3 protein-coding genes are annotated in these 5603 nt (G+C 29.7%); 1 reads left to right on the top strand and 2 read right to left on the bottom strand.

Translation table 11 applies throughout. The features are described 5' to 3' along the window. Positions 1-63: 63 nt before the first annotated feature. Positions 64-669, top strand: coding sequence for a hypothetical protein (locus CG11_RS28545; RefSeq protein ID WP_052600326.1), 606 nt, complete (start codon positions 64-66; stop codon positions 667-669). 145 nt (positions 670-814) lie between these two features. Here CG11_RS28545 and CG11_RS28550 read toward each other — a convergent pair whose 3' ends face one another. Together CG11_RS28550 and CG11_RS28555 are read right to left on the bottom strand one after the other, a co-directional pair. Continuing rightward, positions 815-2005 carry a Shedu immune nuclease family protein gene (locus tag CG11_RS28550; protein ID WP_052600327.1) on the bottom strand — a complete coding sequence of 397 codons (1191 nt, stop codon included), beginning with the start codon at positions 2003-2005 and terminating at the stop codon, positions 815-817. A 191-nt stretch (positions 2006-2196) separates the two neighbouring features. Continuing rightward, positions 2197-5121 carry a DEAD/DEAH box helicase gene (locus CG11_RS28555; RefSeq protein WP_052600328.1) on the bottom strand — a complete coding sequence of 975 codons (2925 nt, stop codon included), beginning with the start codon at positions 5119-5121 and terminating at the stop codon, positions 2197-2199. Positions 5122-5603 lie beyond the last annotated feature (482 nt).

Below are 5603 nucleotides of genomic sequence, written 5' to 3' on the forward strand. Positions count from 1 at the left end.
AAGCTTGTGTAAAAACAGCGCTCTGGGTAAAACATCAATTTAACACGCCTAAATCCTAAAACTATGAAAGAGAACATTCAATTTCTACTGATTTTGTGTTTGTTTGCTTATGTGATTTTTTTGCAGCAATGCAAACAAGGCAGATCAGAGCCAAGACCTGAAATACGTTTGGATACCATTGTGCAAATGGATACGATTTTACCACCGCCTGTTATCGTGCAGTTGCCAAGGCAAGCCATTCCTCAGCCAACGATTATTTATGTGGATAGCTCTAAGAATATGGTAATTCAGGAGCAAATTGATACGAGCAAACACGAAGCTGCTCAATTGTATCAAGATAGCTTGGAGGATGAAAATTTGACGGTATATTACTCTGCTGTTGTGGATGGGCAGCTCCTTCAAAATAACCTGGATTACAAGCTAAAGATCCCTACCCAAATTACGAAGACGATTGAAATTCCGAAACCTGTTCCAATGCCTGTTCATTCGATTCTGTTAACAGCTGGTGTTGGTGGGAATGTCCGTTCTTTTGCTAGTGTTCGGCTTGGTTTACAGTTTGTTTCTGCGAAGGGCTGGTCTTTAGGTTATGATTATGATTTGTTGCAGAAGGCGCATTCTGTTAATCTTGGGGTGCGGTTAGTTAAGTTTGAAAGCACGGATAGGTTTTAGATGGAATATAGGGGAATTCTCCAATACTGATTTATTAAATTACATAAGGGCTATTTTACCAGCTGTACTGGGGGCGTTCACTGTAACAACACCATGAAATTAATTAGGTATGTGGGATCCTATGTAATTTTGATCGTAAGTAGTATTATATTTTTTTAATTTGAGAGATTGAAATTTTTATTCTTTTTATGAGGTCATCATATGTGAAAATATCCGCTACATTTTTATATTTTCTCTTGATGATTTCAAAGTCATACAATTGTTCTCTACTTAGTTTATTATCTCTACCCATTATTATTAATCCTCTTGGGTTTGTTATTTTTATTGAAAAATTTTCTGGAATTGAAGATTTAAGCTGTTCAGTTAGTTGCTTTTCGCCTTCGATTCCCCATTTGTTTAGGTAATAAATATATTTTTCAATCTGCATAATAGTTCCAGATAATTCTCTTCTGGGAATATAGTTATCTCTATATTTACTTTCAGATATGATACTTTTTTCAAATGGTTTTTTTATCTCAATTATATCAAGATGTCCAAGGTAATCAATTAATACATAATCTAATCTTCTAGTTTTATTGCTATAAATATCTTTAAATTTAACTTCTTTAAAAGCCGAAATATATTTTGGAAATAATAGTAATATTATCTGTAAAATCTGCTCTTGCCATTGGTGTTCGCTATAGCAAATTTCATCATTTAGCATAGATTCTAACCTTTTGAGAATAGATAAATATTTATAAATCTCCTGATCTCTAAAAACCTTAAGAATATTTCCAGATTTTAGATTTGCCTTTTTGTTAATGTAGTTATTGTATTTCTTCTCTGAATCCTGTATTTTATCAATATAATCTATTAGAATAGACGAAATTCTAGCATCTACATATTTGCTAATTTCATAACTATTAGGAAATATTTTGACCAACTTGATAAATTCTCCTTCTGGAATTGATTTTAAATTATCTCCTCCAATATATATATCTTCAGAAACAATTGAATCTATTTTTTTTATAATAGAAATATTTTTATGAGCAACTAAATGTTGAACCTTGATTTTAAAATTTTTATGAATAAAGAATGAATTATTTGTACTGAAAACCTTTTTATCTAATAGATAATAATCTTTTTCTAGTGTGCCAATTTTAAAAGTATATTCACTGTCCTCTAGTTTAGCATCAGCATTAAGTTCTCCAATTAGATGTTCATCTCTTAATCGAAATGTGTTTTTTAGAGAAACATAACCACTTCCGTCTATCTTTTCTTTAATCCAATTATTTGATGAATAATCTGTTTTGTATTCAAGAATTAAATCTTTATCTATTTTCTTAATCGTAGTCAACTTATGATGATTTTATTTTTTATTATCGTTAACGTTGGTATATAATACTGTACGAAAAACTATGTGTTATGCTGAACTTATTACATCCAAGAGCCAAATTGCAGATTTTGCGTTTTGAGACATAGGACAGAGATTCCAAAAACTGACGGAAACCTCACATGAATGATTGTCCAGATTGTTAGCGGTCGTTTTTATGAGCCTATTACTTTTAAAGGGGAATAGCCATTAGTGATTAATGAATCATCTGTTGCTGCTAATACATAGCTTATTTTAGCAGATATTGAGGTTTCAGAAATACCAGGTTGTATAACTGTAAAAATAAATACAAATTTTTTACTTTGGTTCATATAGTTTTTGAAAATTTCAACATCTCCAATTAAAAACTTCTCATCTTTATCTTTTGTACGAGATATAATCTTTTTACAGAAAGTTTTTTTATTAGGTGTCCAAACTTGAGATTTTACAACTTGCATACATACTTCGTATACATCATTTACCCTATCACCAGGATTGGTACCTCCTGAACCTTTTACGTGGTGTAGGTTTATTTCAACTTTATCTGAATCATCTTTAAGAGTAATAAAATCTGCTACTTCTCCTGTTCCATGATCATAAATCAAGACATTATAATTTTGATTGGTTAAATAATTTTCAAGTGTATCATGAATTGAATTTCGATCTCCATTATTGACTTTATCTTGACTTGGATTTTCATAAAATTCTTTTTTTATGTCAGTATTCCATTTTTCCCAATTAAATGACTCAATTTTAGAAGAGTCATATTGAAATTCCTTTTCATCAGGAGGAGGGAAATATTCATGATTACTAATCATTGCAAAATCATCTAAAATAAATGCCAGCGAATTTTCATTTAAATAGGTGATTAAATCAATATATCTTCCATTTATTGCTATAGAATATAAATTAGGAACTAATGGAGTTACCTCATAATTGTAATGAGTGGAAAAATTATAAGTTAGAGGAATTTTTTCATCATTTAATTCAAGTGAAAATGCTACTTGTGTTTTATCTGTTTTCCTATAATCAATTATTATTTCATAGTCTAGTAGCTGATTAGGAGGTTCTATAAGTTCATCTTCGTCTATTCTATATATAAATGGAGCATTGAGGTAAGTATCTTTGTGCCACATAGTCCCAAGAATTTTATAAGGGAATTCAGATACAATTTCTCCAATTGGTAAGTTGTCAAAACCTGTATTAGTGACTACTTTTTTTGTACTAATTATTTTAGAACCAATTTTTTTACACCATTTTATATAATCGGGAATTCTTTTATATGCATTACTCCAAACTTTTGAGCCTGTACTATACCCAATCGTAACATTTTTTTCATTATCAATTCCTTTCATAAAAACATGACCATTCGCATAATTTTTTCCATGTCTTTTTCTTATTGCATTTTCAGCATTTGAACCTGTAATTGTTCTATATGATTCGCCACTATTAACTGTTCTATTTTGCATACCAATATTGAAAAATTCTGGATTTTTAATATCTACTAGAACTTTATTAATTTGGTATTTAGAAATTTTTTCAGGAAGACCCAAGGCAAATGAATCGATAATGTCTTGATAAAATTGATCTGTTTTTATAGACGAATGAATGAAAAGTAATTTTGTGTTTGAGTCAAAATAAACTAATAAAAAAAAGTGATTAATATCGATTAAGCTATCTGTTACTATCCATTTTGGCTTTACTGTCTCTCTAAAAATATAAACAGCAGTGTTTAATTCAATACTTGTTGCTTGAAAGATAATCTCTTGTCCATTAATTTGAATATCTGCACTTAAATTAACTCCATCCGTTTTATATATTTTTACATGGCAATATGGATTAAGATTATAGAATGAAATATTTTCTTTAATAGTTGGAGCAATTTTTTTATCAAATGAATCGGATATTTTCTTCAATTCATTTTCATAATCAATAGTTTCTTCACTTAAGTTTTTTATAATATCATTCCAAATCGCACCTTCTTGATATAATTTTTGAGTTCCAATTAATATGTCATTAGGAACAGCTATGAATTTAGCTTTATCAATTCGTTTTGCATTAGTTCTTGCAAATCTCCCAATGAACTGTAATGTATTGGCTAATGATTTTTTTGGACTATGAATAGCTGCTATCTTTAGGTTTGGGAAATCAAATCCTTCTCCAAGCATATCTACACAGATAATTCCATCAAGTTCTTCTAGTCGCAGTTTTTTTAGAGTTGTTTTGATTGTTCTGTGAGATAAAGAACTGTCAATTTTTTTTAATTTTAGGTTTGTATTTGCTTCATATATTTGAGCTAATTCTGTGGCATGTTTCTTTGTATCTGTTCTAACCATTAATGCATGATTATATCCAGACTCCTTATCCCTATTAAATATTTTTTCAGCTTCTAAAGCAATTGCTAAATCTTGATTAGAGTTAGTTGTTATTACAGGATAATAGCCAATATCTCCAAAGATTTTATCTTCATATGCTTTCGAAAGAGGATAATTAAATACTACACGACCTTTAATTTCTTTTTTATCTCTCCTGAAAGGAGTTGCAGTAAAAAATATTTTTTGTGCTTGAGCGAAATGTTCAACTACATTTGACCATGTATAAGCAGGAACATGATGAGCTTCATCGACTAGTATTAAATCAAAGAGGTTCTTATCAGGGAATATTGTTTCATTAATTCCTTCATTTATGCTTTTAGGAATACCTACAATTACATTATAATTTTCTAAATCTTCCCATTCTTGAATAGACTTAATTGGTGATTTTATTTCCTTTACATTTGGAAGTGAGATTCCTTCTGAGAAAACACCTATTTTTTTAAGAGTCTTTAGAGTTGAAAATTCTTCAAAAATTTGACCTCGAACCATTATGCTTGAACTTATTACAAGAACTCTTTTTGCTCGTAATAAATAAGCTGATAAGTTTAACACAGCAGTTTTTCCAGAACCTGTTGGCATTATTATTTGTGCTGGTTCATTTTGATACATCGTAAAATGCGCACCAATCGAGTGTATTGCTCCTAGTTGAGCATTTCGAAGCCCTATTTTATTTGGAGAATCGATGGGATAATTTATTTTATCATAATTAATTTTAAAGTGATCCATTTGTAATAATTGTAATAACAAAGAGTAACTAATGTTAGGGTGAGTTTAAAGGAGTTTTTTAACTAAAACAATAAGTTAAGAAGGCGTATATTGTTTTTATGAATGAGTTAATATTGTTTTTATGAATGAGTTAATATTGTTATTTATATTTTAATGACTGCTAATGCATATATTAGTTAATATATAATAAATATATGCAATAATAGCCAAACAAAAGAGCACCCTCTGATTATTTGTAAAAAAATCCAAGCCTTCTCAAAAAACGTAACCCCCAGCGTAATAATTTTCAACCTACTCAACACAACCCAAGCCCGAACATATACGCCAACATTTTTAGCTATTAAAAACCACTCTAAAAACACCCAAAATTACGCTACAAAACACCTCAAAAGCTTTTTGAAAATTCGTTTTTTAGCACAAAATAGCGGCATCTTTGTACTGTTCATAACAAGCAATAGAAGCAAACCCAAACAAACATAATC

Source organism: Aureispira sp. CCB-QB1, assembly GCF_000724545.1.
In the GTDB taxonomy this organism is placed as follows: Bacteria; Bacteroidota; Bacteroidia; order Chitinophagales; family Saprospiraceae; genus Aureispira.